The organism is Streptomyces sp. NPDC007863, assembly GCF_040633895.1.
Lineage (GTDB): Bacteria > Actinomycetota > Actinomycetes > Streptomycetales > Streptomycetaceae > Streptomyces.
In genome coordinates, this window is sequence record NZ_JBEYEI010000013.1 from 32,303 (window position 1) to 57,833 (window position 25,531).

Below are 25,531 nucleotides of genomic sequence, written 5' to 3' on the forward strand. Positions count from 1 at the left end.
TGGAGAGACGGCACCAACCGATGGACCGCCGGAGCCGGCGGAAACAACATCGGCGGCGGCTGGAACATCTACAACACCGTATTCAGCGGCGACGACGGCGTGATCTACGGCATCACACCCGACGGCCTGCTGCAGTGGTACCGCCACGACGGATGGAGAGACGGCACCAACCGATGGACCGCCGGAGCCGGCGGAAACAACATCGGCGGCGGCTGGAACATCTACAACACCGTATTCAGCGGCGACGATGCAGGTCGGCTGGTGCTGCCGGTCAATGCGATAAGACGGATCGACAGAATCGGCTCCCCGGGTCGGACAGTGCTGATCGACGCCATGATCAGGAAACTCGGCCGCATACGTCTGCCGCAGAAGTCGGGCGGAGTGATTCATTATCGACGCGTCGTCTGCGACGCGGCGGGAGTCCTGAGAGCCTACGAAGGGGAGGTACCGGTCAGAGCCAATGAGCCGCTGCCAGTCGGTCCCCTGGATTTTATCGGAGAGAGCTTCTCCTATAAACACAGCTTCGTCGACGAGTCCGGATCCCTGAGAGTAACCGCGGGCGAAGTAACGGCTACGGCTCAAGGACGTGTGCAAGTCGGAACGGTAAAACTCGGAGGCTCGATCGACGGAAAAACTCTCACCGCTCAGGGCGCTGCAGAATTCGTCACGGCCAGGATAGAGGGGTCGGCCTCAGTTGACGTTCCGGGTGCCGCGGCGGGGGGCGGTGGACACCTGGAGGGGCCTGCCGCCCGTGGCTCTGTCGGGATTGGCCTGGACGGAGGGGGTGCCGTAGTCGGAGTATCAGCGGGCTCGATCGGTGGGCATGTAGGTGTCACGATCGGAGGCAAGTCCTTCGGCGTCGGAGGCGAGATCGGACTCAAGGCAGAGCTGGGTCTGCAGTGGGGGCCCACAAGCACTATCAAGCTGCCGCTCATAACGATCAGTGGCCCAAACCCGTTGGCTGGTGTGACCTCGTTCGCCGCAGGCGCCGTAAGCGACCTCGTTCGAGACCCGTTCAGGACCACGGAAAAGGCAGTCACCGACATCCTCGGTGTGGGCGAGGACGCCGTCGAGGCCGCCGGCCAGATAGTCGAAGGCGTCTTCGACGCGGTAGATGATCTCTTCGGGGACGACGAACCCAACAACATCTTCACCACCGACCAGCAACAAGGCCCGCGCCCGGACCTGCGGAATGCGCCACCCGGCACAGTCATCATTGACTGACCCGCTCGGCGCGGTCTGGACACGCCACAAGGCACACCAAGAGAGGAGAAGGACCTTGTCTGAAATGTTCGAGCTGGCACCGGGAGGCATCGGCGTGATGCCCGACCCCCAGGATAATCCCGACAACCACACGGTTCCCCACCACGACTCTGGAACGCAAATCAGCTTCGAACTCGCCAATGTGGGAGACGCCGGCGGGATCGCGCGGGTCGGAGTCGAACTCGATGGGAATTTTGTCGTCGAATGGAGCTCGGAGTCCCTCAATCCGGGAGAAACAGCCGTGGGTTACGTCAGCCTCGGCCGACTCGACCAGGGTTCACACAAAGTGCTCATCTATATCAATCCGGGATCAGGCACGGCAGATCACCAGGAGAATACATTCGAGGTGAATTGAGCCTCGCCGCCAGTAGGCCGCCCCGAGCGGCCAGCTGTGACCGTGTCACCTCCCCTGCTGCGCCGACGTGAAGACCGGAGTAGGAGGTACCGCAGATGTCAGACACTGAACCCAACGATGGTGGGCTGCTGCCAGGCGGTGTTCCGGAGCAGCAAACCTGCGGCCTCGGGCCATGCCCGGCGTGCAGTGAGGATCGGCAGATGTCGTCCCCCTGCGTTTACGCGTCGGGGCACAGCGGCGACCACCAATGTGCCCACGGCGACGTCTGGGAACAAGCGGGCCCTGACGTGACGCCGCAACGCAAGTACTGCGGCTCCGCTTGCCCCACGTCAGGCTGCGGCAAGACGTGCACAAGGCAGTTCATCCATGAGCATCCGCACATGTGCCCTCTCGGCCATACCTGGTAGTGCATGGGTGTCGACGTACGCCGGCAGTCCGGCGCCTGTGGTCAGGGTGGTTCGTCGCGGGCGTCCTCGAAGACCGCCTCGAAGCCGGCCAGGTGGTCCGCTACGTCCTCGCCCGGCCCGGACGGCCGAGGTGACCGCCGCGATCACCCCGGCCTTCCGCCCCCGAGCGGCCAGGAGCCGGAGGGCGGCGGCGGCCTTCGGGTAGGTACACCGGCGCTCCGTCCGTCGAGACGCGGATCACCGCGGCCTGCGCGGCGAGCTCGCGCAGCATCTCGGCCACGTGGTCGCGGCAAGCTCGACTGCGAGGCCGCGGCCCGGGAAGATCTCGGCGAGCCGACCCACCTGCCCGGCGTCGATCCGTGCTCGTCGCAGGATCACGGAGGCGGCGGCTTCGCCGTCCTCGACGTCCAGACGGCGGTACAACTCTTCGATCGGGCCGTACCGGTGGGGCGTGCTGCGCGTCGAACCTCCTTCCGCCGGACGGATCTCGTGCCGCGCCCGGGCGCGGCACGGCCGCGCAGAGGGGCGTGGGAGCTCAGCACGGCCGGCCTTCGGGATGTGACCAGAGCGGTCAGCGCCTGCACGACCGAGCAGTCACCACCGGCGGCAGTACGGCGGCCACACCCCAGACCTCCAGTAGCTCCACACCCGTCACCGGGATTCTCTCCCGAAGGAGGGCCTCCTTCAGCGGGTTGTGCGTGGCGCGGTTCCACAGCCAGAGCCGGCCGGCCGCCGGCTTGCGGTACATGACCGCAAGGTGGTCTGGATGCGGCTCGGCACGCTCGACCCGGCCGTCGGGCACGGTGCGCCGGCACGGGAAGCCGTAGGAGGGCTTGCTCTGGGGACGGCCGGCGGCGCGCATCTTCTCCCGTTTCGCCGGAGCGTGAGGAACCCCCTCCCCCAGCGGGGCTCAAGTGCTCGGATCGCCGCGCCGAACACCCAGGCCCTCCTCGACCCGGCCCCAGTCGGTACCCGGAGCCTGTCGCCGGCGGCGTCGGTCGGGTGGGCGGGCCGTGCGGGGTGGCGAGCCCGGCTCTCGGCGAGTCCGGACCCGGGTCCGGACTCGCCGGGAGCCGCTATCGCTTGATCAGGGAGACGAACCCGAGGAGGAACGTGGCGCTGTAGCCCCGGAACTGCCCTCCGTGCTGGCCGTCGAGGAGGTAGCTGCCGCGCGTGGTGCCCCAGTCGCCGTCGGTCAGAGCACCCCGGATGTCGCCGCCCATGTGGTCCCAGCTGGTGATGGCGTTGGCGTGGGCCTGGACCTGCCAGGAGCCGCCCCGGCGCAGCGCGTTGTAGACCTCCTGGCCCACGCGCCGGTTGCGGGCCGTCTCGGCGAACGTGACCGCCATGAGCTCGATCGCGCTCTGCAGCGGACTGCCCGTGTTGATGTCCGTGTTGTACATCAGGTTGTTGACAGCCCCGGTGATGTTCTCCTGGCTGACGGTGATGTCGGGCAGGTTGGTGTAGTTCTCCGGGAAGTTGAGCTGGATCCGGAACGCACCGGGCATGAACGAGTCGGGAATCCCGCTGCCCCTGAAGTGGTACAGCCTGTTACTCGACCGCCGGTAGAACCCCCGGACGTACAGGTCGGCCGGGTCGATGACGAGCTCGACCTCCCCGGGGTCCTCGTAGGCGAGATGACCGACCCGGACCGTGGCCCCGTTCTCCGCTCCGGAGCTGCCCCGGCCGAGGAGCCGGTGGGTGAACCCGCGCGGGCCGACCGGCATCGGCTCGGCGAAGTCGTGCCGCATCCGGTAGACCAGCCGCTGGACCGCGAGAGCGAAGTCATCCGGCTGAGAGATGTCGGACGCCGTGACGCCCGCCGCCCGCGGCGCCGTCGACACAGGGGGCGTGGGCGACGCGGTCACCGGAGCGGACAGATCAGGAGCCGCCGAGACGGGGTTGGCGCAGAGCAGGGTGGACGCAAGGGCCACGGTGGTGACGCCGGCCAAGCCGCGCGTCAGAAGACGAAGGCTTCTCATCACGGTCCTCACGAGACGAATTCGGCGGTGGCGCGGAGCGTGCCGTAGCTGACCACGCCGCCGTTGGACCAGTACTTGATCGTGTACACCTTGGTGCTCGGCAGATCACCGGTGTTGATGAAGGTCGCCCCGTCGGCACCGTCGCAGTGGTTGGACTTCTTGGGGCACACCCAGTCCCAGGTCACCCGGGAGCCGCCGCTGTCAAGGACCTCGATCCAGTCCCATTCCTGGTACGGGTTGCGGTGGTCGGGGCCGATCCAGTGCACGCTCACGCCGGTCCGGCCGGTCGCCTGGGCCTTTGCCACGTCGACGATCAGGTAGTCGGTGTTCACCGGCGGGCTGTCGAGGGCGCGGGCCGGGGCGGCAGGCCTGCCGGTCTCGATGGCCCGGGCGGTCTCGCCGCGGATCCCCTTCTCGGTGGTGGGACCGCTCTTGGGCTCGGCGGACTCCAGGCACCACAGCTGGGCGAAGTCGTTGCCGCAGTTGTTGACGGTGACCTGGTCGCCCGCCTTGGCGCCGGCGGTCAGGCAGCCCTTCTCGCCGTTGTGGATCCGGAACCAGCCGCTGCCGGCCGCCTCGAAGCGCCAGTGCTGGTTGGGGCCTCCGTTGGTCCCGTGCATCTGCCACAGGTTGGCGAGGCCGTTGGTGATGTCGCCGTCGAGGACTTTCCCCTCGCCGCCGGGCACGGTGGTCTCGGCGAGGTAGCTGCCTTCTCCAGCGTCCCAGAAGCGCCAGATCTGGGCACTCGTCTCGTTCTTCTCCCAGGTCTGGACCTTGGCGCCGTCCTCGGTCTCGAGGTTGTCGAGGTCCAAGACCTCGTACCGCTGGGAGACGATCCGATATAAGCCGCCTTGCGAGACATCGGCCTCGGAGAGGACGGCGTTCTCGACGGCGGGCCTCGGAAGCCCGGCCGCCGCCGCCTCCTTCCCCGAGCCCTTTCCGGAGCCCTGCTCCGCGCTCTGCGCAGAGCCGTCTCCCGTGCTCTGCGCCGCCGAGGCCCCGAGGCCGACGGCGACGGTCGCCGCGACCGCCGTGACGACGGCCGCGCCGGTGGCTATGCGCCGGATGGTCGTTCTCATCGTGGAGTTCCCCATCATCCGTGAGTCCCGCTCGAAGGCAGGGGTGCGAGTCGCGAGCGCGCCCGAGGAGGAACGGCCTGGTCATGACCGCCTTCGCCGTGCGAACGGCGCACATCTGACCACTGGATCAGGTGAGTTCAGCGTTCCGCATCGGCAGTTGCAGACCTCAAGCCTTGCGGCTTCCCGGCGCGTCGCGGCGGGATCTCGCCGTCCCGTTGCGCGAGACACAACTCCTGTGATTGCCCAGGGCGTTACTGACCGCCTCCCGGCCCGCCCGCCGGGGCGCTCGACAACAGGCCACACACGGCTGAGGCAGCGTCGAACGGTTCGGCGTCGGGATGAGGACGACCTGGTCGACTCAGCCGTACTGTCCTGAACACGGGAGGCCTACCCCAGGAACGACAGCCGCACCTGCCGCTGCGGGTTGTCCTTGTTCGTGTCGACCAGGCAGACCGACTGCCAGGTGCCGAGGCTGAGGCGGCCCGCGATCACGGGGAGGGTGGCGTGGGGCGGGAGGAAGGCGGGGAGGACGTGGTCGCGGCCGTGGCCGGGGCTGCCGTGGCGGTGCTGCCAGCGGTCGTCGGCGGGGAGCAGGTGGTGGAGGGTGGACAGGAGGTCGCTGTCGCTGCCGGCGCCGGTCTCCAGGACGGCGAGGCCTGCGGTGGCGTGGGGGACGAAGAGGTTGAGGAGGCCGTCGCGGCCCGTGGCCGTCTCCGTCAGGAAGTCCTCGCAGGCGCGCGTCAGGTCGGTGACCGTCTCCCGGGTGCCGGTGCTGAGGCTGAGGACGCGGGTGGTGAAGGAGTGGGACATGGGGCCATCCTGCCGCCCGGGGGGCGGGGGCGCGCGGGCGGCGGACGGGGGCGCGTGGCGGTGGGGAAGATCCTGGGGGCGGCTTCAGTTAGTAGAAACGTGAACGAATCTTTGGTGGACGTGGTGGTGGTCGGGGCCGGTCAGGCGGGGCTGTCCGCCGCGTTCCATCTGCGGAGGGCGGGGCTGGAGCCGGAGCGGGACTTCGTGGTGCTCGACCACGCGCCGCGCGCGGGCGGGGCGTGGCAGTTCCGGTGGCCGTCGCTGACCTACGGGAAGGTGCACGGGATGCACGCGCTGCCGGGGATGGAGCTGGTCGGCGCCGATGCCTCCCGCCCCTCGTCCGAGGTGATCGCGGGGTACTTCGACGCGTACGAGCGGCGCTTCGGGCTGCGGGTGCACCGGCCGGTGCAGGTGACCGCCGTCCGGGAGGGCGAGGGCGGACTGCTGCGGGTGGAGACTTCGGAGGGGACGTACGCGACCCGGACCCTGATCAACGCCACCGGGACGTGGGACCGGCCCTTCTGGCCCCGGTATCCCGGGCAGGAGACTTTTCTCGGCCGTCAGCTGCACACGGCGCGGTATCCGGGCCCCGAGGCGTTCGCCGGGCTGCGGGTGATCGTGGTGGGGGGCGGCGCTTCGGCGACGCAGCATCTGCTGGAGATCGCGGAGTACGCCGCCGCGACGACCTGGGTGACGCGGCGCGAGCCGGTCTTCCGGGAGGGGTCGTTCGGCGAGGCCGAGGGGCGGGCCGCCGTGGCCCTCGTCGAGGAGCGGGTGCGGCAGGGGCTGCCGCCGCGGAGCGTGGTGTCGGTGACCGGGCTGCCGCTCAACGACGCCGTCCGGGCCGGCCTGGCGAGCGGCGTGCTCGACCGGCAGCCCATGTTCGAGCGGATCACGCCGACCGGGGCCGTCTGGGCGGACGGCCGTACGGTCGACGCGGACGTGATCCTGTGGGCGACCGGCTTCCGGCCGGCGATCGACCATCTGGCACCGCTGCGGCTGCGGGGTCCGGGCGGGGGCATCCGGCTGGAGGGGACCCGCGCCGTCCTCGACGAGCGCGTCCACCTCGTCGGTTACGGCCCCTCGGCCTCGACGATCGGCGCCAACCGGGCCGGCCGTGCCGCGGTGGCCGAGATCCGCCGCCTGCTGGCGCGCGGGCCGGAGCCCGCGCGGGAACCCGTCACGGTCTGAGCGAGCCGTCGCGCGGGAGCCGCCACTCCCGCTCCGGCGCGTACCCGGGGCCCTCCTCCAGGAAGACGGCGCTCCGGCTGAGGAGGACCTGGGTGAGGACGTCGTGGGCGAGGGCGAAATGACGCTCGTCCGGATGGGTGGTCAGCCGGATCTCCACCCAGGCGTCGTCGAAGTCCACCCCGCTGACCCGGGCCACCCGCCTCGCCTGCCAGGAGGTGATGGGAGACCAGATCCAGCGACGCCGCCTGAGTCGTCTGAGCTGCTTCATGCGCTGCCCAACGAGCCGGCCGCCCTCTCGATGCGATGGAAATCGGACGATATCGGGGCGATTCAACCCCTGGTCAGGTGCCGCCCTCCTGCCGTCGCCGCTCGTTGAACTCGGCGACGTTCGCCTGGTGGGCGGCGTAGTCGGCGGTGAACCGGGTGTCGCCGGGGGCGACGGTGACGAAGTAGAGCCAGTCGCCGGCCGGCGGGCGGAGCGCGGCGGCCATGGCCTGCTCGCCGGGATTGCCGATGGGGGCGGGCGGGAGGCCCTGGTGGGCGTAGGTGTTGTAGGGGCTGGTGTGGCGGGTGTCCTCGACGGTGGTGTCGACCGTGCTGCGGCCCAGGGCGTAGTTGAGGGTCGAGTCCATCTGGAGGGGCATGCCGCGGGCGAGGCGGTTGTGGACGACGCGGGCGACCTTGGCCATGTCGTCGGGGGTGTCCGCCTCGGCCTGGGCGATGCTCGCGACGATCAGCGCCTGGTGGGCGGTGAGGCCCTGGGCGCGGGCGGCCTCGGCGGTCGCCCGGGTGCCGAAGCGGCGCCCCGCGGTGGCCACCATGTAGCGGAGCAGGCCCTCGGCGGTGGTGCCTTCGGGGAGCGGGTACGTGGCGGGGAAGAGGTAGCCCTCGGGGTTTCCGGCCGCCTCGGGCGGGAGTCCGAGGGCCGCCGCGGGGGCGGTGGCGACCTTGCGGGCGGTGCCGTCGGGGAGGGCGAGGGCGCGGTCGACGGCCTCGTACACCTGGGTCGAGCGCCAGCCCTCGGGGACGAGCAGGGTGGGCGGCGCGGGCGGCACGCGCGGGGTGGCGGGCTCGTCGCGCGGGAGGAGCAGCAGGAGGGGGACGGCGGTCGCGACGGCGAGCGCGAGGAGCGCCCCCGCGAGGACGGCCAGCCGGCCGCGCCGGGTGAGCCGGGGGCGGACGGCGAGCCGGGAACGGCGGGTGAGCCGGGGGCGGCGGCGGGGTGCGTACGGGGAGGACGGCCGGTACGGCATGGGCGCACCGTAACCCGGCGGCCCGGGGATTCCGGGGAGCCCGCGCACACACGGCGGCGCCGCCGGTCCCCTGGGACGGGGGACCGACGGCGCCGGGAACTGCGTGCGTCAGACGAGCCAGCCCAGGAAGTGGAAGACGCCGGCGAGCAGATCGGTGATGACGTTCATGGTGGTGCTTCTCCTCGTACAGGTGTTTCGTGGGACAGCGCAGTCGCGGTCTGCAGCCCGTCGCTTGCGCACCGTAATCATCCGACGGCGCCCGGGAGTTGGGCAACGAATCCCGGAACGATCACACGTTCGCGGGAACAACCGATCGCACGTTCGCCTGTTCGTCGCGGCGGACCAGGGCGGCGTATCTGCCGTCCTTCGCCATCAGCTCCTCATGGGTGCCGCTCTCCGCGATCCGGCCGGCCTCCAGGACGACGATCCGGTCCGCGTCGCGCACGGTGGAGAGGCGGTGGGCGATGGTGATCGTGGTGCGGCCCGCGGAGAGGGAGTCGATGGCCTGCTGGACCGCGTGCTCGGTACGGGTGTCGAGGGCGCTGGTCGCCTCGTCGAGGATGAGCACCGGCGGGTCGCGCAGAATCGTGCGGGCGATCGCCAGGCGCTGCTTCTCGCCGCCGGAGAAGCGGTAGCCGCGCTCGCCGACCAGGGTGTCGTACCCGTCGGGCAGCGAGGCGATGTGGTCGTGGATCTGGGCGGCGCGGGCGGCGGCCTCGATCTCCTCGTCGGTGGCGTCGGGCTTGGCGAAGCGCAGGTTGTCGGCGACGGAGGCGTGGAAGAGGTACGTCTCCTGGGAGACGACGCCGATCGCGCCGGCGAGGGTGTCGAAGCCGAGGTCGCGGACGTCGACGCCGTCCAGGGTGACCCGGCCCTCGGTGACGTCGTAGAGCCGGGGCACGAGGTAGCTGAGGGTGGACTTGCCGGAGCCGGTGGGGCCGACGACGGCGAGACTGCCGCCGGCCGGCACGGTGAGGTCGATGCCGTCCAGGGTGGGACGGCCCTCGCCCTCGGGGTCGTAGTGGAAGCGGACCCCCTCGAAGCCGATCTCGCCCCGGACGGTGTCGGGACGGACGGGCTCCTCGGGCTCGGTGATGTCCACCGGGAGGTCGAGGTACTCGAAGATGCGCTGGAAGAGCGCGAGCGAGGTCTGGATCTGGACGCCGGTGGAGAGCAGGCTCACGGTGGGCCGGAAGAGGCCCTGCTGGAGCGAGACGAAGGCGACCAGGGTGCCGAGCGATATCGCGGCGCCGCCCGCCTGCACGGCGAAGCCCGCCGCCCAGTAGAGCAGGGCGGGCATGGCGGCCATGACGATGCCGATGACGGACATCCGCCAGCGCCCGGCCATGGAGGAGCGCACTTCGAGGTCGACGAGGCGCTCGGACTCCCGGGAGAAGGACTCGGTCAGCGAGTCGGCACGGCCCATGGTGCGGCCCAGCAGGATGCCGCTGACGGAGAGCGACTCGGTGACGGTCGCGGCCATGGCGGCCATCTGCTTCTGGCGCTGGGTGGTGATCCGCTTCCGCTCGTCGCCGACCCGTCGGCTGATCCAGACGAAGACGGGGAGCAGGAGCAGGGAGAAGAGGGTGAGCCGCCAGTCGAGCGCGAGCATGGCGACGACCGTGGCGACCACGGCGGTGAGGTTGGAGACCAGGGAGGTGGCCGTGGAGGTCACGGTGGCCTGCATGCCGCCGATGTCGTTGGCGATCCGGGACTGGACCTCGCCGGTCCTGGTCCGGGTGAAGAAGGCCAGCGGCATCCGCTGGAGCCGGCCGTAGACGGCGGTGCGCAGGTCGTGCATGACGCGCTGGCCCACCGTGGTGGAGATCAGGGTCTGGAGCACGCCGAAGACGCCGGTGAGCACGGCGGTGACGATCATGCCGAGGACGAGCAGGCTGAGCAGCCCGGTGCGCCCCTGGGGGATCGCGGTGTCGAGGATCTCCTTGAGGAGGAACGGTGAGGCGACCGAGACCAGCGAGGCGGCGGCGACCAGGAGGCCGACGAGCGCGAGGCGGGCACGGTAGGGACGGAAGAGGCCGAGGATGCGCCGCAGCTGGGCGGGCTCCTTCGGCTGCGCGGGATCGCGCGGCGGTGGCGTCCAGGTGGACTCGTCGTGGGGGCGCATGGGCTCCTTCGTGGGTTCGAGACACGAGCTTCGAGACCTCAGGGTTCAAGACATGAGGGTACGGTTCGGACTATAGCTCACTCTTACCTATACTCACAATGAACCAGGTCCTGATAGTGTTCCCCCATGAACACCCCCGTCCCGAGCGCCCCCGACCCCGACGGGCTCCTCGCCGAGCAGCTGCTCCGGCTCACCCGCAGGCTGCACCGCATCCAGAAGCGCCATCTGGAGCCGGTCGGCATCACCCCGGCGCAGTCCCGGCTGCTGCGCACGGTCGCGCACTACGGGGACGCCCCGCCGCGGATGGCCGACCTCGCCGCCCGCCTCGAAGTGGTCCCCCGCGCCGTGACCAGCCTCGTCGACGGTCTGGAGGCGGCCGGGCGGGTGCGCCGGGTGCCCGATCCGAGCAACCGCCGGGTGATCCGGATCGAGCTCACCGACGAGGGGCGCGCCACGCTGCGGGAGCTGCGCAGCGCGCGCCGGGCGGCCGCAGAGGACATCCTGGCTCCATTGACCGTCGAACAGCGCGAGGTGCTCGGAGGTCTGCTGACCGCCCTGGCCGGGCCCGTCCCGGAGAGCGGCTGCTGACGCCGCAGGCGCCCGCGCCGAGGGGAGCCGTGCCATGCCGCTGCTGGAACCGAACCCGCAGGCCCTCAGCCCGGGCCGGAAGCGGACCCCGGCTCCCGACCGGGTCCCGGACCTCCAGGCGCGGGGCACACCGCGGCGGCTGCGGGAGGAGCTGGCGGCGCTCCTCGGCCCCGAGAAGGTCCTGTCCGGCGTCTCCGACCTGGTGCGGTACGCCTCCGACGCCAGCCCGTACCGGTTCCTGCCGCAGGTGGTCGTGGTCGCCGAGGACGTCGACGACGTCTCGGCCGTGCTGTCCTACGCGCACGGCAAGGGCCGCGAGGTGGTCTTCCGGGCCGCCGGGACCAGTCTCAACGGGCAGGCGCAGGGCGAGGACATCCTCGTCGACGTCCGCCGCCACTGGGTCGGCGTGGAGGTCCTGGACGGCGGCGCCCGCGCCCGGATCCGCCCCGGCACCACCGTCGTCCGCGCCAACGCGGCCCTCGCGCCGTACGGCAGGGTCCTCGGCCCCGACCCGGCGAGCGCGGTCGCCTGCACGATCGGCGGGGTCGTCGCCAACAACGCCTCCGGGATGACCGCCGGCACCACCCGGAACTCCTACCGGACGGTCGCCTCGCTCACCTTCGTGCTGCCGGGCGGCACGATCGTCGACACGGCCGACCCGGCCGCCGACGAGGCGCTGGCCCGGGCCGAGCCCCGGCTGTGCGCGGGACTGCTCGCCCTGAAGGCCGAGATCGAGGCCGACGCGGAGCTGACGGACCGGATCCGCGCCAAGTACCAGATCAAGAACACCAACGGCTACCGCCTCGACGCCTTCCTGGACGGCACCACGCCGGTGGAGATCCTGCGCGGCCTGATGGTCGGTTCGGAGGGCACCTTCGGTTTCCTCTCCGAGGTCGTCTTCGACACCCTGCCGCTCGACCGGCTGGTCTCCACCGCCCTGCTCTTCTTCCCCTCCCTGCCCGCCGCCGCGGCGGCCGTGCCGCGCTTCAACGAGGCCGGGGCGCTCGCCGTCGAGCTGATGGACGGCAACACCCTGCGGGCCTCGGTGAGCGTGCCCGGCGTCCCCGCCGACTGGGCGGAGCTACCGAAGGACACCACGGCGCTGCTCGTCGAGTTCCGGGCGCCGGACGAGGCGGCGCTCGGCGCGTACGAGGAGGCGGCGGGCGAGGTCCTGGCCGGGCTCGACCTGGTCGCCCCGGTGGCCTCCGCCGTCAACGCCTTCACCCGGGACGCGGGCACGATCGGCCGCTACTGGAAGGCCCGGAAGGCCTTCGTGACGGCCGTCGGCGGCTCCCGTCCCTCCGGTACGACCCTGATCACCGAGGACTTCGCGGTGCCCCCGGCCCGGCTCGCCGAGGCCTGCGCCGAGCTGCTCGACCTTCAGGCCCGGCACGGCTTCGACGCCGCCGTCGCCGGTCACGCCGCCCACGGCAACCTCCACTTCCTGCTCGCCTTCGACGCCGCGGACCCCGCGGACGTCGAGCGGTACGCCTCCTTCATGGACGACTTCTGCAAGCTCACCGTCGAGCGGTTCGACGGCTCGCTGAAGGCCGAGCACGCCACCGGCCGGAACATCGCCCCCTTCCTGGAGCTGGAGTGGGGCCCGAAGGCGACCGAGCTGATGTGGCGGACCAAGGAACTCATCGACCCCGACGGCGTCCTCGCCCCCCGGATCGTCCTCGACCGCGACCCGCAGGCCCATCTGCGCGGCCTGAAGACCATCCCGTCCGTGGAGCGGATCGCCGACCCGTGCATCGAGTGCGGCTTCTGCGAACCGACGTGCCCCAGCCACGACCTGACGACCACGCCGCGCCAGCGGATCGTGCTGCGCCGGGAGATGCTGCGGCAGGCCGACGGCTCCCCCGTCGAGCAACGGCTCCTGGAGGCGTACGGCTACGACGCCGTCGACACCTGCGCCGGCGACTCCACCTGCAAGCTGGCCTGCCCGGTCGGCATCGACACCGGCGCGCTGATGAAGGAGTTCCGCCGCGAGCGGCACTCCCCGCGCGAGGAGCGGATCGCCGCCCTCGCCGCCCGGCGCTTCCGGGCCGTGGAGGCCTCCGCGCGGCTCGCGGTGGGCGCCGCCGACCGGATCGGCGACGGCCTCCTGGAGCGGGTGACCGGCCTCGCCCGCAAGGCCGTCCGGCCCGACCTCGTACCGGAGTGGCTGCCGGAGATCCCCGGCGCGGCGCCCCGCCGGCTGCCCCGCACCCACCGCCCGGCCGCCGTCGCCGTCTACTACCCGGCCTGCGTCAACCGCATCTTCGGCAATCCGGACGGCGTCCCCGGCCCCTCCCTCCCCGAGGCCGTCGTCGCCGTCTCGGCCCGGGCCGGGAAGCCCGTGTGGATCCCCGACGACGTGGCCGGCACCTGCTGCGCCACGATCTGGCACTCCAAGGGGTACGAGCGGGGCAACGAGGTGATGGCCAACCGGATCGTCGAAGCCGCCTGGGGCTGGACCGCCGGCGGCCGGCTCCCGCTGGTCGTGGACGCCTCCTCCTGCACCCTCGGCATCGCCCACGAGGTCGTCCCGTACCTCACCGAGGACAACCGCGCCCTGCACGCCGAACTGACCGTGGTGGACTCCCTGGTGTGGGCCGCCGAGGAGCTCCTCCCCCGCCTGGAGGCCCGCCGGACCGTGGGCTCCGCGGTCGTCCACCCCACCTGCTCCATGGCACACCTCGGGGACGCCGACCGGCTCACCGCCCTCGCGGAGTTCTGCGCCGAGGAGGTCGTCGTGCCGGTCGACGCGGGCTGCTGCGCCTTCGCCGGCGACCGGGGCATGCTCCATCCGGAGCTGACGGCCTCGGCGACGGCCCGGGAGGCCGCGGAGGTCACCGCTCGCCCCTTCGACGCCCACCTCTCGGCCAACCGCATGTGCGAGATCGGCATGGACCGGGCCACCGGGCGCCGATACCGCTCGGCGCTGCTCGCCCTGGAGGAGGCTACCCGCCCCTGAGACCGCGCGGTCACCGACGAGAACAGGACCCCTCGCCCCTGCCGGCGAGGGGTCCTTCCCATGCCGGACCACCGGCATCCGACGCGGCGCACCACCGGCGGATCCGGAACAGCAAAGTCCAACTGCCCGCCACAGGAGTCCAAACAGGCCTCCTTGCGCGTCAGGGGTCACAGGGGCCAGGGTCCTGAGCGGGATTCATGAACCAACCGCCCGGACGACCTCTGGAGGTTCCATGAACGAGCAGTCACCCCACGACCCGAGCCGCCGATCCGTCCTCAGGACCACCGCGGGAGCCGCCGGCGCGAGCCTCGGCCTCGGTGCCTTCGCCGCCGGCACCGCCCACGCCGCCTCACCGTCGGACACCGCCCCCGACACGGCCGCCGCGCCCGAGACCGCCGCCGCGCCGGCCCGCCAGGGCGCCACCATGGCCGGAGTCCCCTTCGAGGGCCGCTCCACCGTCCGGGTCGGCATCATCGGCCTGGGCAACCGCGGCAGCAGCATGATCGACAACTTCCTCGTCGTCCCGGGCGTCCGGGTGGTCGCCGTCTGCGACCCGGTGCGTGCCAAGGCCGAACGGGCCGCCGCCAAGGTCACCGCCGCCGGGCAGCCCACCCCCGCCGTCTACACCCACGGCGAGAACGACTACGAGAAGCTGTGCGCCCGCGCCGACCTCGACTTCGTCTACGTGGCCACGCCCTGGGAGCTGCACTTCCCGATGGCCAAGGCGGCGATGCTGAACGGCAAGCACGTCGGCGTCGAGTGTCCCGTCGCCATGGAGCTCCAGGAGCTGTGGGAGCTGGTGGACCTCTCCGAGCGGACCCGGCGCCACTGCATGCAGCTGGAGAACTGCTGCTACGGACGGAACGAGCTGCGGGTCCTGCGGATGGCGCACGCCGGGAAGTTCGGGCAGCTGCTGCACGGCGCCGGGGCGTACAACCACGACCTGCGCGGCCTGATGTTCTCGCCGACGTACTACGAGGGGCCGTGGCGGCGCCTGTGGCACACCCGGCTGCGCGGCGACCTCTACCCCAACCACGGCTTCGGCCCGGTCGCCAACTACATGGACGTCAACCGGGGCGACCGCGTGGTCAGCATCAGCAGCTTCGGCACCCCGGCGCTGGGGCTCGCCGAGTACCGCGCCGCCCACATGCCGGCCGGCGACCCGAGCTGGAAGGAGTCGTACATCGGGGCCGACCGGACCATCAGCGTGGTGCGGACCGCCAAGGGCCGGGTCATCCGGCTCGAACACGACGTGTCCACCCCGCATCCGTACAGCAGGATCAACAGCCTGGGCGGCACGAAGGGCGTCTTCGAGGACTACCCGGCCCGGATCTACATCGAGCCGGACCACACGGACGACCGCTGGGCCGACTTCTCCGCCTACGCCGACGAGTTCGACCACTGGCTGTGGAAGGAGCACGCCAACCCGCCGGGCGGGCACGGCGGCATGGACTACATCATGGTCTTCCGGCTGATGCAGTGCATGCGGCTGGGGCTCGTGCCCGATTTCGACGTGTACGACGCCGCGACGTGGACGGCCCCGGTGCCGCTGAGCCACGCCTCCGTCCGGGCGAACGGCGCACCGCAGCAGATCCCCGACTTCACGCGCGGCGAATGGCGCAAGGCCCGCTCGGGGATGGACTCGCCCCGGCCCGCCTGAGCCGCCGGGCCGCGTGGCCGCCGGGCGGGAAAATCGATTGCCCCGCTCCGGCGGAGGGGGCCAGGCTGGAACGGTTTCCCCGGCGGCGCCGTCCACACCGGCGGCCCGCCCCCAGCCACCCCCGGAGACCGTGGGACGCCATGCAGATCCAAGACCTTCCCTACGCCGACCCGGGGGTGCCCGACGTCCGTTCGGGCACCCGCTTCCTGATCTGGCTGGGGCGCATGCAGCTCGGCGGGCAGGTGCGGTCCCTGCTGTGGGGACTGCTGCTCCAGCTGTCGATCGCCGGGCTGCCGGTCGGTGTCGGCATCGCCGTGCAGGCCGTCGTCGACGGCGACGGCGGACGGCTCGCGGTCGGCTGCGGGGTGGTCGCGGCGCTCGGCGCCGGGATCGCCCTGGGCGACACCATGCTGCACCGCACCGCCGTCACCAACTGGATCACCGCCGCCGCGCGGGTCCAGCAGCTCCTCGCCCGCAGGACCGCCGAACTCGGCTCGCTGCTGACCCGGCGGGTCGCGGCCGGCGAAGTCGTCTCGGTATCGACGAGTGACGTCGAGAAGATCGGCTGGTTCGTCGAGGCGTTCTCCCGGTTCGCCGCCGCCGTCCTCACCCTCCTCGCCGTCTGCGTCGGGCTGATCGTCTACGAGCCGGCCCTCGGCCTCGTCGTCGCGGTGGGCGTCCCGGCGCTCGCCCTCGCCGCGCTGCCGCTGCTGCCGCGCGCCACCCGGCGGGCGGACGAGCAGCGCGAGAAGGCCGGCAAGGCCACCGAACTCGCCTCCGACACGGTCGCCGGACTGCGGGTGCTGCGCGGCATCGGCGGCGAGGAGCTGTTCCTCGGCCGCTACCGGGCCGCCTCGCAGGAGGTCCGCCGCGCTGCCGTGCGCAGCGCCCGGATGTGGGCGCTGATCGCCGCCGTCCAGGTGCTCCTTCCGGGACTGCTGCTCATCGCCGTGGTGGCGTACGGGGCGGGGCTCGCGCTCGACGGCCGGATCACGGTCGGCGCGCTGGTCACCGTCTACGGCGCGGTGGCGCTCACCCACCATCCGCTGCGGAACGTGGAGGAGATCGCGATGGCGTACGCCTTCTCCCGGCCCTCCGCGAAGCGCGCCGCGCGGGTGCTCGCGCTCGCCCGGGCGACCGAACCGGCCGGGGACTCCCGGGACCGGCGGGCGGCCGGTGACGTCTACGACCCGGTGAGCGGACTCATCGCGCCCGCCGGGCAGTTCACGGCCGTGGTGTGCGGGGACCCGGACGCGGGCGGGCGGCTCGCGGAGCGGCTCGGCGGGCATCCGGCCGAACCGGGCGACGACCACGTCTCCGTGCGGCTCGGCGGGGTGCCGCTCGACGAACTGTCGCTGGACGCGGCCCGGACGGCCGTCCTGGTCCAGGACAAGGAGCCGGTGCTGCTGTCGGGCACCCTCCACGAGCTGCTCGACGTGCCGTCGTCCGGCGCGGTCCGGCCGGAGGAGGCGCTCGCCGCGGCCCAGTGCCGGGACGTCCTCGACGCGCTCGCGCAGGCCTCGGTGGACGCCGACGGCGACCCGATGCGGACCCGGATCACCGAGCGGGGCCGCTCGCTCTCCGGTGGCCAGCGGCAGCGTCTCGCACTGGCCCGCTCGCTGGTGACCGACCCGGAGGTGCTCGTCCTGGACGAGCCGACCTCGGCGGTCGACTCGCACACCGAGGCGCGGGTCGCGGCCGGCGTGCGCAAGCTGCGCGCGGGCGGCACCACCGTGGTGCTGTCCTCCTCGCCCCTGCTCCTGGACCTGGCGGACCGGGTGGTCCTGGTCCACGAGGGCCGGGCCGTCGCCCACGGCACCCACCGCGAACTGCTCGCAGGCGAGCCGCGCTACCGGGCGGTCGTCACCCGGGAGACGGACGACGAGACGCACGACAAGACGGACGACACGACGCACGACACGACGGACGACGAGACGGATTCCGCGCTCGCCGCGACGACCGCGGCCGGACGCGAAGCCCTGGAAGGGGAGACGGCATGATCGGCCTGGCGCCGCCCGCGTACGACCCGGCGGCCCCGACGACCGCCACCACCCTGCCGGTCGCCGCCGCCGCGACCGTGCGGGCCTATGTCCGCGGGCTGCTGCGCCGGCACCGCACGGCGTTCACGGTGCTCGTGGGCGTGAACGCGGTGGCCGTGACCGCCTCCATGGTGGGGCCGTACGTGCTCGGCCAGGTGGTGGACCGGCTCGCCGAGGGCGCCCGGGAGCTCCATCTGGGGCCCGCGGTCGCGCTGTTCGCCGTCGCGCTCGCCGTGCAGGCGTTCTTCGTGCGCCTGGTCCGGCTGCGCGGGGCGATGCTCGGCGAGGAGATGCTCGCCGACCTCCGGGAGGACTTCCTGGTCCGCGCGGTCGGGCTGCCGCCGGGCGTCCTGGAGCGGGCGGGCACCGGCGATCTGCTCTCCCGGATCACCACCGACGTGGACCGGCTGGCCAACGCGATGCGCGAGGCCGTGCCGCAGCTCGTCATCGGCGTGGTCTGGGCGGGGCTGCTGATCGGCGGGCTCGCGTTCACCGCGCCGCCGCTCGCGCTGGCCGTGGTGATCGCCGCGCCACTGCTGATCACCGGCTGCCGCTGGTACTTCAAGCGGGCGCCGTCCGCGTACCGTTCGGAGGCGGCGGGGTACGCGGCGGTGGCGGCCGCGCTCGCCGAGACGGTCGACGCGGGCCGCACGGTCGAGGCGCACCGGCTCGGCGCGCGCCGGGTCGCGCTCTCGGACCGGCGGGTCCACGAGTGGACCCGATGGGAGCGGTACACGCTCTACCTGCGGGCGGTCCTGTTCCCGGTGGTCAACCTCACGCACACGCTGGTGCTGTGCGGGGTCCTCGCCGTCGGCGGCTACTGCGTCTTCCGTGGCTGGATGGACGTCGGGCAGCTGACGACGGGCGCGCTCCTCGCCCAGATGCTGGTGGACCCGATCGGGATCGTGCTGCGCTGGTACGACGAGCTGCAGGTGGCGCAGGTGTCGCTGGCCCGCCTCGTGGGCGTGCGGGACATCGAGCCGGAGCCCGGCGACGCGTCGGTGCGGCCCGAGGGGCGGGTGGTCGAGGCGGCCGACGTGCGCTTCGGGTACCGCGAGGGCGTGGACGTGCTGCACGGGGTGTCCCTGGCGGTGGCGCCGGGCACCCGGCTCGCACTGGTCGGCCCCTCGGGGGCGGGCAAGTCGACGCTGGGCCGGCTCCTCGCGGGCATCTACGGCCCGCGCGCCGGGGAGGTCACGCTCGGCGGGGCCGAGCTGGCCCGGATGCCGGCCGAGCGGGTCCGCGAGCACGTGGCGCTGGTCAATCAGGAGCACCACGTCTTCGTGGGCACGCTCCGCGACAACCTGCTGCTCGCCCGCCCGGAGGCCGGGGACCCGGAGCTGTGGTCGGCGCTCGCGGCGGTGGACGCGGAGGGCTGGGCGCGGGCGCTCGACGCGGGCCTGGACACCGAGGTCGGTTCGGGCGGCCGGGCGCTGACCCCGGCGCAGGCCCAGCAGATCGCGCTGGCCCGGCTGGTCCTCGCCGATCCGCACACGCTGGTCCTGGACGAGGCGACCTCGCTGCTCGACCCGCGCGCGGCCCGTCATCTGGAGCGCTCCCTCGGGCGGGTCCTGGACGGGCGGACGGTGGTGGCGATCGCCCACCGCCTGCACACCGCGCACGACGCCGATCTGATCGCGGTGGTCGAGGACGGCCGGATCAGCGAGCTGGGCCACCACCACGACCTGGTCGCGGCGGACGGCGCGTACGCGGCGCTGTGGCGGTCCTGGCACGGCTAGGCCGGGCCTCGCGGGGGTCAGGAGAAGGTGAGGACCGCCTTGCCGTGGAGGTCCCCGGCGCGCAGGGCGGCGACGGCGTCCGCGGCGGCGTTCCAGTCGCCGCGCCAGGCGATGCCGGGGTCGAGCTCGCCGGCCGCGACGCGGTGGGCGAGCCGGCCCAGGTCGCGGTCGAGTCCGGTGCAGCCGAGCAGGAAGAAGGTGACGAGGGAGCGGTCGTGGCGTCCCTGGTCGCCGAAGAGCGCCCCGAAGGGGAAGTCCTCGCCGCGCCCCGCGGCGTGACCGACGGCGACGAGCGTGCCGCCCTCGCGGAGCGTCCCGTACGCCTCGACGAGCCGGGCGCCGCCGACCAGGTCGAGCACGCCGTCCACCGGCCGTGCGGCCTCCTTCGGGGCGGCGACCACCTCGTGCGCGCCGAGGCGGCGCAGCAGGTCGCCGTGGGCGGCCGGGTCGCCCGTGCAGGCGACGACGTGCGCGCCGGCGGCGCGGGCGAGCTGGACGGCGTACCGGCCGACGCCGCCGGTGGCCCCGGTGACGAGGACGTCCCGTTCGAGGAGGGGGCCGAGCCGGTGGAGGGCGCGCAGGGCGCTGGTGGCGGCGACGGGGACCGTGGCCAGGGCGGCGGGGTCGGCGCCGGCGGGCGCGGTTCCGATCAGGGCGGTGTCGACGGCCCTCAGTTCGGCCCAGGCCCCGTCCCCCATGAGGGTCACGACGGGTGTCCCGGCGGCCGGTCCCGTGCCGTCGGCGGCGGCCCGTTCCACCACTCCGGCGCCGTCCCAGCCGAGGACCGTGCCCGGGGGCGCGGCGTCGAGCGCGAAGGCGATCTCGCCCGCGTTGAGGGAGGTCGCGGTGGTGCGGACGAGTGCCTGGTGGGGTGCGGGGGCGGGGTCGGGGGCGGTGCCGAGGCGGAGGCCGCCGGGGGCCGAGGGGTCGACGAGCAGCGCGCGCATGGGTGTCCTCCATCGGACGGGAGCATGAAAATGCCACTGAGTGGCATAAGCCTATAGGGGGCGTTCGCCGCTCCACTACAGTGGGCCCGATGACGGCCGAGATCCCTCTCTCGCTCCCGCTGCGGGAACGCAAGAAGCTGCGCACCCGGCAGACCCTGGTCACCACCGCGCTCGAACGCTTCGGCGCGCACGGCTTCGACGGCGTGACGCTCGACGGGCTCTGCGACGCGGCCGAGGTGTCGAAGCGGACCTTCTTCCGCTACTTCGACAGCAAGGAGGACGTGGCCATGGCTCCCACCCAGGACCTGTGGACCGCGTTCCTCGACGTCCTGGACACCGCTCCGGAGGACGGCCCGGGGGCACGGCCGCTCCTCGCCGTGCTCGCGGACCGGCTCGCCGGGGCGATCGCCCGGATGCCCGCCGACGGCTGGCCCGAGCGCGCCCTGGCGAGCCGCCGGCTCGCCGCGCACACGCCGTCGATGGACGCCCACGGCCTCGCGTTCTGCGACCGCACCACCCGCGCCGCGCTGCTCGTGCTCGACCGCCGCTACGCCCTCGACGGTCCCGGCGCCCTCCGCGCCCGGCTGGCGCTCGACATGCTCGTCTCCGCGTTCCACCAGGCGCTGGAGGCCTGGGTGGCGCAGCCGGCCGGCCACACCGCCGAGGACCTGACGCGCCGCCTGCGCGCGGTCGCGGCGGAGCTGCCGCACGCGGTCACCGCGACGGCCACCCCGCGCCCCTGAGCCGTACGGATACGGGGAGGGGCCGCACCGGATCCCTCCGGTGCGGCCCCTCCCCGTACGCGTACGGCTAGAAGAATCCGAGCGCCGAGGCTCCGCCGACGCCGCCGAGGACCATGAAGGCCGGCATGAGGACCTTCAGCTCGACCCAGCTGCCGGCGCGGAAGCGCATGCCCTTCGGAGGGCCGATCGGGTACCAGCGCTTGCGGCCGATCGGGATCGGCCACAGGATCGGGCAGCCGGAGACGGTGAGCGCGTCGCCGACGTCGTGGACGAGGGCGCCCAGGACGATCGGCAGGCCCAGCCACAGGTACTCCTGGCCCGCGCCGGTGAAGAGCCAGTCCGAGCCGTTGCCCGGCTGGTCGAGGACGCCCGCGAGGATCCAGGCGCTGGTCGCGCCGAGCAGCCACACCAGGACGTCGCTGGACATCCGGGCGGCCCGCCACAGCAGGCCCTCGACCGCGAGCACGAGGTGGACGAAGAGGATCGCGAGGACCGCCCAGCGCCCGCCGGTGACGGCCGCCACCGAGCAGCCGCCGCCGATAAGGACCGCCCACAGCCAGGTGTGGGTGAGGGTGCGGTGGCCGCCCGAGCGGCGCGGGTCCTGGGGGCTGCGGGTCGCCTTGTAGACGGCGTACGACAGCTTGTCGACGATCTCGCACAGCCCCCGGGACACGGGGCCGAAGGCGCGCGAGATGGTCGCCGACTTGTGGTCCAGGTCGGGGGCGAGGGCCGCGCCCGCGCACAGCAGCGCGCCGACGAGCAGCACCGGCCACGGCATCGGGTGGTCGAAGGCGGCCGCGGCGGCTCCCACGCCCAGCCAGGCCGCCGCGCCGGACAGCGAGTGCGCCGGTCCCATCATGGTCGGTGTCGCCCCGTTTCTCCCCTGCCGGCGCCGAGTTGACGGCCGGTCGACGGATCAGCCTATCGGGCGTGATCTTCGCGTCCGGCAGCCGGTTCCCTCATCCGAGCGGAATGCAGGCAAGATGGGAGCGTGACCCTTATCGATCAGCTGCCGCCGACCGCCGACCCCGATGCCCTCTTCGAGGCCTTCTCCGCCTGGGCCGAGGAGCGCGGCATCTCGCTCTACCCGGCGCAGGAGGAGGCGCTGATCGAGGTGGTCTCGGGGGCGAACGTCATCCTGTCGACCCCCACCGGGTCCGGGAAGTCGCTGGTGGCGGCGGGCGCCCACTTCACCGCGCTCGCCAACGACCAGGTCACCTTCTACACGGCGCCGATCAAGGCGCTGGTGTCGGAGAAGTTCTTCGACCTGTGCAAGATCTTCGGCACCGAGAACGTCGGCATGCTGACCGGCGACGCGTCCGTGAACGCGGACGCGCCCGTCATCTGCTGCACGGCCGAGGTGCTCGCCTCGATCGCGCTGCGCGACGGCAAGGACGCCGACATCGGCCAGGTCGTCATGGACGAGTTCCACTTCTACGCCGAGGCGGACCGCGGCTGGGCCTGGCAGATCCCCCTGCTCGAACTCCCCCAGGCGCAGTTCGTGCTGATGTCGGCGACGCTCGGCGACGTGTCGATGTTCGAGAAGGACCTGACCCGGCGCACGGGCCGGCCGACCTCGGTGGTCCGCTCGGCGACCCGGCCGGTGCCGCTCTCGTACGAGTACCGGCTCACGCCCATCACCGACACGCTGACCGAGCTCCTGGAGACCAAGCAGGCGCCCGTCTACATCGTGCACTTCACGCAGGCGCAGGCCGTCGAGCGGGCGCAGTCGCTGATGAGCATCAACATGTGCACGCGCGAGGAGAAGGACAAGATCGCCGAGCTGATCGGCAACTTCCGCTTCACCACCAAGTTCGGCCAGAACCTCTCCCGGTACGTCCGCCACGGCATCGGCGTGCACCACGCCGGCATGCTGCCGAAGTACCGGCGGCTCGTGGAGAAGCTGGCGCAGGCCGGTCTGCTCAAGGTGATCTGCGGGACGGACACCCTCGGCGTCGGCGTGAACGTGCCGATCCGCACGGTGCTCTTCACCGCCCTCACCAAGTACGACGGCAACCGCGTGCGCACCCTGCGCGCCCGCGAGTTCCACCAGATCGCCGGCCGGGCCGGCCGGGCCGGCTTCGACACCGCCGGCTTCGTGGTGGCGCAGGCCCCCGAGCACGTCATCGAGAACGAGAAGGCGCTGTCGAAGGCGGGCGACGACCCGAAGAAGCGCCGCAAGGTGGTCCGCAAGAAGGCCCCCGAGGGCTTCGTCGCCTGGAGCGACACCACCTTCGAGAAGCTGCAGACCGCCGAGCCGGAGCCGCTGACCTCCCGCTTCAAGGTCACCAACATCATGCTGCTCTCGGTGATCGCCCGCCCCGGTAACGCCTTCGAGGCGATGCGCAAGCTCCTGGAGGACAACCACGAGCCGCGCCGCAACCAGCTGCGGCACATCCGCCGGGCCATCGCGATCTACCGCTCGCTGCTCGACGGCGGGGTCGTGGAGCAGCTCGACACCCCGGACGCCGAGGGCCGCCACATCCGGCTCACCGTCGACCTCCAGCAGGACTTCGCGCTGAACCAGCCGCTGTCGACCTTCGCCCTCGCCGCCTTCGACCTGCTCGACCCCGAGTCGCCGTCGTACGCCCTCGACATGGTCTCGGTCGTCGAGTCGACGCTCGACGACCCGCGCCAGATCCTCGCCGCCATGCAGAACAAGGCGCGCGGCGAGGCCGTCGGACAGATGAAGGCGGACGGCGTCGAGTACGAGGAGCGGATGGAGCGGCTCCAGGACATCTCGTACCCGAAGCCGCTGGAAGAGCTGCTCTGGCACGCGTACAACGTCTACCGGAAGTCGCACCCGTGGGTCGGCGACCACCCGGTGTCCCCGAAGTCCGTCATCCGTGACATGTACGAACGGGCCATGACCTTCACGGAGTTCACCTCCCACTACGAGCTGGCGCGCACCGAGGGCATCGTGCTGCGCTACCTGGCGAGCGCGTACAAGGCTCTCGACCACACCATCCCCGACGACCTGAAGACGGACGACCTGGAGGACCTCATCGCCTGGCTGGGCGAGATGGTGCGCCAGGTGGACTCCTCGCTTCTCGACGAGTGGGAGCAGCTCGCCAACCCGGAGGTCCAGACCGCCGAGGAGGCGCAGGAGAAGGCCGACCAGGTCAAGCCGGTCACGGCGAACGCCCGCGCCTTCCGCGTCCTGGTGCGCAACGCGATGTTCCGCCGGGTGGAGCTGGCGGCGCTCGACAAGGTCGGCGAGCTGGGCGAGATGGACGCCGAATCCGGCTGGGACGCGGACGCGTGGGGCGAGGCGATGGACGCCTACTGGGACGAGTACGACGACCTGGGCACCGGACCGGACGCGCGCGGCCCGAAGCTGCTCGCCATCGAGGAGGACGCGGCGCACGGCCTGTGGCGCGTCCGCCAGACCTTCGCCGACCCGAACGGCGACCATGACTGGGGCATCGGCGCGGAGGTGGACCTGGCGGCCTCCGACGAGGAGGGCCGGGCGGTCGTCCGCGTGACGTCGGTCGGACAGCTGTAGAGGAGTTCAGTGGTGACGAATCCCGCCGAGAGGCTCGTGGACCTGCTCGACCTGGAGCAGATCGAGGTGAACATCTTCCGCGGCCGCAGCCCGCAGGAGTCGCTGCAGCGGGTCTTCGGCGGGCAGGTCGCCGGGCAGGCCCTGGTGGCGGCCGGGCGGACCGTGGACGCGGACCGGCCGGTGCACTCGCTGCACGCCTACTTCCTGCGGCCGGGCCGCCCGGGCGTGCCGATCGTCTACCAGGTGGAGCGGGTCAGGGACGGCCGCTCGTTCACCACCCGGCGCGTCACGGCGGTCCAGGAGGGGCGGACGATCTTCAACCTGACGGCCTCCTTCCACCTGCCGGAGGAGGCGGGTTTCGAGCACCAGCTGCCGCCCCGGCACCTGGTGGACCCGGAGAGCCTGCCGAGGCTCGCGGACGAGGTCCGCGACCACCTCGGAGGGCTGCCGGAGTCGATGGAGCGGATGGCGCGGCGGATGCCCTTCGACATCCGGTACGTCGACCGGCTGCGCTGGACGAAGGACGAGGTCAAGGGCGCGGATCCGCGCAGCGCCGTGTGGATGCGGGCGGTCGGCCCGCTGGGCGACGACCCGCTGGTGCACACCTGCGCGGTGACGTACGCCTCCGACATGACCCTGCTCGACGCCGTGCGGATCCCGGTCGAACCGCTCTGGGGCCCGCGAGGCTTCGACATGGCGTCCCTGGACCACGCGATGTGGTTCCACCGTCCGTTCCGGGCCGACGAGTGGTTCCTGTACGAGCAGGAGTCCCCGGTCGCGACCGGCGGCCGGGGACTGGCCCGGGGCCGGATCTACGACCGGGAGGGCCGGATGCTCGTCTCGGTGGTCCAGGAGGGCCTGTTCCGCGCCCTGGGCTGACCCCGGG

20 protein-coding genes are annotated in these 25,531 nt (G+C 72.4%); 11 read left to right on the plus strand and 9 right to left on the minus strand.

The genetic code is table 11. The features are described 5' to 3' along the window. Both ABZ621_RS20995 and ABZ621_RS21000 read left to right on the plus strand, forming a co-directional pair. Positions 1-1,224: tachylectin-related carbohydrate-binding protein (locus ABZ621_RS20995; protein WP_360606628.1), on the plus strand; the 1,224-nt coding region annotated here is incomplete at its 5' end. Between the two features lie 64 nt (positions 1,225-1,288). Then, positions 1,289-1,618, plus strand: a complete 330-nt coding sequence (locus ABZ621_RS21000; RefSeq protein ID WP_360606630.1) for a hypothetical protein — start codon at positions 1,289-1,291, stop codon at positions 1,616-1,618. Positions 1,619-2,596: 978 nt separating this feature from the next. Here ABZ621_RS21000 and ABZ621_RS21005 read toward each other — a convergent pair. The 4 genes from ABZ621_RS21005 to ABZ621_RS21020 all read right to left on the minus strand — a co-directional run bounded on the left by ABZ621_RS21005 (position 2,597) and on the right by ABZ621_RS21020 (position 5,896). Beyond that, complete coding sequence (locus tag ABZ621_RS21005) at positions 2,597-2,773, minus strand: hypothetical protein (RefSeq protein ID WP_360606632.1); 177 nt, start codon at positions 2,771-2,773, stop codon at positions 2,597-2,599. Between the two features lie 328 nt (positions 2,774-3,101). Then, the gene (locus ABZ621_RS21010) at positions 3,102-4,007 is read right to left on the minus strand and encodes a ribosome-inactivating family protein (RefSeq protein WP_360606634.1); all 906 of its coding nucleotides are present in this window, start codon (positions 4,005-4,007) and stop codon (positions 3,102-3,104) included. A gap of 8 nt (positions 4,008-4,015) precedes the next feature. Then, entirely contained in the window at positions 4,016-5,086 is a 1,071-nt protein-coding gene (locus tag ABZ621_RS21015) for an RICIN domain-containing protein (RefSeq protein WP_360606636.1), read from the minus strand. Positions 5,087-5,473: 387 nt separating this feature from the next. Next, positions 5,474-5,896, minus strand: a complete 423-nt coding sequence (locus ABZ621_RS21020) for a secondary thiamine-phosphate synthase enzyme YjbQ (RefSeq protein ID WP_360606638.1) — start codon at positions 5,894-5,896, stop codon at positions 5,474-5,476. A gap of 99 nt (positions 5,897-5,995) precedes the next feature. Here ABZ621_RS21020 and ABZ621_RS21025 point away from each other — a divergent pair, with 99 nt between their 5' ends. Then, complete coding sequence (locus tag ABZ621_RS21025; RefSeq protein ID WP_360606640.1) at positions 5,996-7,087, plus strand: NAD(P)-binding domain-containing protein; 1,092 nt, start codon at positions 5,996-5,998, stop codon at positions 7,085-7,087. Here the strand turns inward: ABZ621_RS21025 and ABZ621_RS21030 are convergent. The 3 genes from ABZ621_RS21030 to ABZ621_RS21040 all read right to left on the minus strand — a co-directional run bounded on the left by ABZ621_RS21030 (position 7,077) and on the right by ABZ621_RS21040 (position 10,465). Continuing rightward, the gene (locus tag ABZ621_RS21030; RefSeq protein WP_360606642.1) at positions 7,077-7,355 is read right to left on the minus strand and encodes a hypothetical protein; all 279 of its coding nucleotides are present in this window, start codon (positions 7,353-7,355) and stop codon (positions 7,077-7,079) included. The two genes, ABZ621_RS21025 and ABZ621_RS21030, sit on opposite strands and share 11 nt — an antisense overlap. A gap of 73 nt (positions 7,356-7,428) precedes the next feature. Further along, the gene (gene mltG, locus ABZ621_RS21035) at positions 7,429-8,340 is read right to left on the minus strand and encodes an endolytic transglycosylase MltG (protein WP_360606644.1); all 912 of its coding nucleotides are present in this window, start codon (positions 8,338-8,340) and stop codon (positions 7,429-7,431) included. Between the two features lie 289 nt (positions 8,341-8,629). Then, positions 8,630-10,465: an ABC transporter ATP-binding protein gene (locus ABZ621_RS21040; protein WP_360606646.1), complete on the minus strand. Its 1,836-nt coding sequence runs from the start codon at positions 10,463-10,465 to the stop codon at positions 8,630-8,632. 126 nt (positions 10,466-10,591) lie between these two features. On the opposite strand from ABZ621_RS21040, the gene ABZ621_RS21045 reads away from it, so the two are divergent. The 5 genes from ABZ621_RS21045 to ABZ621_RS21065 all read left to right on the plus strand — a co-directional run bounded on the left by ABZ621_RS21045 (position 10,592) and on the right by ABZ621_RS21065 (position 19,450). Continuing rightward, positions 10,592-11,053, plus strand: coding sequence for a MarR family transcriptional regulator (locus ABZ621_RS21045; RefSeq protein WP_360606648.1), 462 nt, complete (start codon positions 10,592-10,594; stop codon positions 11,051-11,053). A 34-nt stretch (positions 11,054-11,087) separates the two neighbouring features. Then, positions 11,088-14,012 (plus strand): FAD-binding and (Fe-S)-binding domain-containing protein, encoded by a 2,925-nt coding sequence (locus ABZ621_RS21050; RefSeq protein ID WP_360606650.1) that lies wholly within the window; start codon positions 11,088-11,090, stop codon positions 14,010-14,012. Between the two features lie 232 nt (positions 14,013-14,244). Further along, the gene (locus tag ABZ621_RS21055) at positions 14,245-15,672 is read left to right on the plus strand and encodes a Gfo/Idh/MocA family oxidoreductase (RefSeq protein WP_360606652.1); all 1,428 of its coding nucleotides are present in this window, start codon (positions 14,245-14,247) and stop codon (positions 15,670-15,672) included. A gap of 140 nt (positions 15,673-15,812) precedes the next feature. Beyond that, a complete protein-coding gene (locus ABZ621_RS21060; protein WP_360606654.1) occupies positions 15,813-17,672 on the plus strand; it encodes an ABC transporter ATP-binding protein in 1,860 nt (619 codons plus the stop codon). Beyond that, a complete protein-coding gene (locus tag ABZ621_RS21065) occupies positions 17,669-19,450 on the plus strand; it encodes an ABC transporter ATP-binding protein (protein WP_360606656.1) in 1,782 nt (593 codons plus the stop codon). The genes ABZ621_RS21060 and ABZ621_RS21065 overlap by 4 nt, the downstream gene beginning before the upstream one ends. 17 nt (positions 19,451-19,467) lie before the next feature. Here ABZ621_RS21065 and ABZ621_RS21070 read toward each other — a convergent pair whose 3' ends face one another. Next, a complete protein-coding gene (locus ABZ621_RS21070) occupies positions 19,468-20,397 on the minus strand; it encodes a zinc-binding dehydrogenase (protein ID WP_360606658.1) in 930 nt (309 codons plus the stop codon). An 89-nt stretch (positions 20,398-20,486) separates the two neighbouring features. Between ABZ621_RS21070 and ABZ621_RS21075 the strand changes: the two genes are divergently transcribed. After that, entirely contained in the window at positions 20,487-21,140 is a 654-nt protein-coding gene (locus ABZ621_RS21075) for a TetR family transcriptional regulator (RefSeq protein WP_360606660.1), read from the plus strand. Positions 21,141-21,207: 67 nt separating this feature from the next. Here ABZ621_RS21075 and ABZ621_RS21080 read toward each other — a convergent pair whose 3' ends face one another. Next, positions 21,208-21,999: a metal-dependent hydrolase gene (locus tag ABZ621_RS21080; RefSeq protein ID WP_360606662.1), complete on the minus strand. Its 792-nt coding sequence runs from the start codon at positions 21,997-21,999 to the stop codon at positions 21,208-21,210. A 132-nt stretch (positions 22,000-22,131) separates the two neighbouring features. On the opposite strand from ABZ621_RS21080, the gene ABZ621_RS21085 reads away from it, so the two are divergent. Together ABZ621_RS21085 and ABZ621_RS21090 are read left to right on the plus strand one after the other, a co-directional pair. Next, positions 22,132-24,645 (plus strand): DUF3516 domain-containing protein, encoded by a 2,514-nt coding sequence (locus ABZ621_RS21085; RefSeq protein ID WP_360606664.1) that lies wholly within the window; start codon positions 22,132-22,134, stop codon positions 24,643-24,645. Positions 24,646-24,657: 12 nt separating this feature from the next. Then, positions 24,658-25,524: an acyl-CoA thioesterase II gene (locus ABZ621_RS21090; protein WP_360606666.1), complete on the plus strand. Its 867-nt coding sequence runs from the start codon at positions 24,658-24,660 to the stop codon at positions 25,522-25,524. Positions 25,525-25,531: the final 7 nt, after the last annotated feature.